2 protein-coding genes are annotated in these 1439 nt (G+C 54.1%); both read left to right on the top strand.

All coding sequences use genetic code 11. From position 1 onward, the window contains the following. A partial coding sequence (locus tag D9T14_RS13190; RefSeq protein ID WP_147434139.1) for a Hint domain-containing protein occupies window positions 1-561 on the top strand: 561 nt, incomplete at its 5' end. Then, on the top strand, window positions 561-911 hold the full coding sequence (locus D9T14_RS13530) for a hypothetical protein (protein ID WP_126464254.1): 351 nt from the start codon (window positions 561-563) through the stop codon (window positions 909-911). The genes D9T14_RS13190 and D9T14_RS13530, both read left to right, overlap by 1 nt. Window positions 912-1439: the final 528 nt, after the last annotated feature.

Here is a 1439-nt window from a genome sequence, read left to right as displayed (position 1 = left end):
CTCGTCGTGAGGCTCGAGGACAGCGGCAGTGTGGAGACCACCGCCGGACACCCCTTCCTCACCAGAGACCGCGGCTGGACCCCAGCAGGCCACCTCAAACCAGGCGACCAACTCCACACCCCAGACGACACCTGGGCCACAGTCACCAGCGTCAACGCCACCGGACACACCCGCACCGTCTACAACCTCGAAATCGACGACCTCCACACCTACCACGTCCGAGCAGGCAACACATGGACAACCGTCCACAACATGTGCCCCAAGAAAGAAGTTCTACCAACTCCAAGCGTCCAATCATCCAAACTTCAAAATATTGTGAACAACCTTTACAAAGGGACAACAAACCCCAAACGTATTGGAAATGGCACCACGATGGATGCTATCAGACATGAACTGGAAACGGGTGGTGCGGTGCATGGGAGAACTCATAGCATAAAAGGGCAAGAGTCAATACGAGGATTGGAAAAATGGCTAAACAAAAACCCAAACGCTGATTGGCATGATAGATTAGTTGCGCAAAGTCTTGTTGATGATCTCAAATCAGCATTGGGGATAGTGTAATGTCTGCCAGAACTGTCGCTTTTATTGGAGCTTTGTGCTTCAGTCATCAAGATCTTATTCCTATTCTTCAGGAGCATCTTGACGAAATGGATGGAGAAATTCTTCCACATCTCGTCATGTCAGATATTATTCGTTGGATGGTATTGAATTACGAGGATGATCCCTCGGTGGTAAAAAGGGTCATTGACTGGATATCAGATGTAGCGCAGGAGTATAAGCAAGATCAAGAAATAATAGATCTTATTAGCGTAAGCGGGATGGAAATGATACCAGATCCCGGAAAACCTGGTTCTGTTTTACGGGACTGGCTACCTCCAGTGCTCAAAAAACTTGATCCGTGGTTGTATTAAACCTGAGTTGTCGCAGTTTAGTGCCTCAGAATCTTTGATGATGCTTGTGGTGTCGGGGTCGATCTGGGATTGGGCTGTGATGTTTTCCGCAGTTTTGGATCGTGGCTTGTCGTAGTGGCCGTAGGAGCCGGATCAAGCGCTTGATGCTCCCCCTCCTGTGCTGGTCTAGAGTTAGCGCGCGATAGCGAGATCGGCGAAGACTATGGTCAAAGGAACGACACAAGACCGGCCTCGCCGCGGCCGGGGACTGGCTCGGGGACAACTGGGAATACCTCGCCGCCGGGGCCATGGTCGTGGCCGGGGTGGCGTTGATGTTCACCGGGGTCGGGGGCGCGGCAGGGCTCGCGTTGATGAGCCTGTCCGGCGCACTCACTTCGGGTGGGATCAGCATGGCCCAGCAGAAACACGACAACGGCAGCGTGGACCTGGGCACCCTCGGCAAAGAGATGGCCATCGGAGCCATCCCCATCCCCGGCGGAGGGGCCGCCAAAGGCGCCGGCGCCATCGGCCGCGAAGCAGCCCAGACCG

Origin of the sequence: Propionibacterium australiense (genome assembly GCF_003666605.1) — a bacterium.
Classification (GTDB): domain Bacteria; phylum Actinomycetota; class Actinomycetes; order Propionibacteriales; family Propionibacteriaceae; genus Propionibacterium; species Propionibacterium australiense.
Note: the sequence above shows the minus strand (reverse complement) of the source record. Positions and strands in the feature narration are given on the sequence as shown.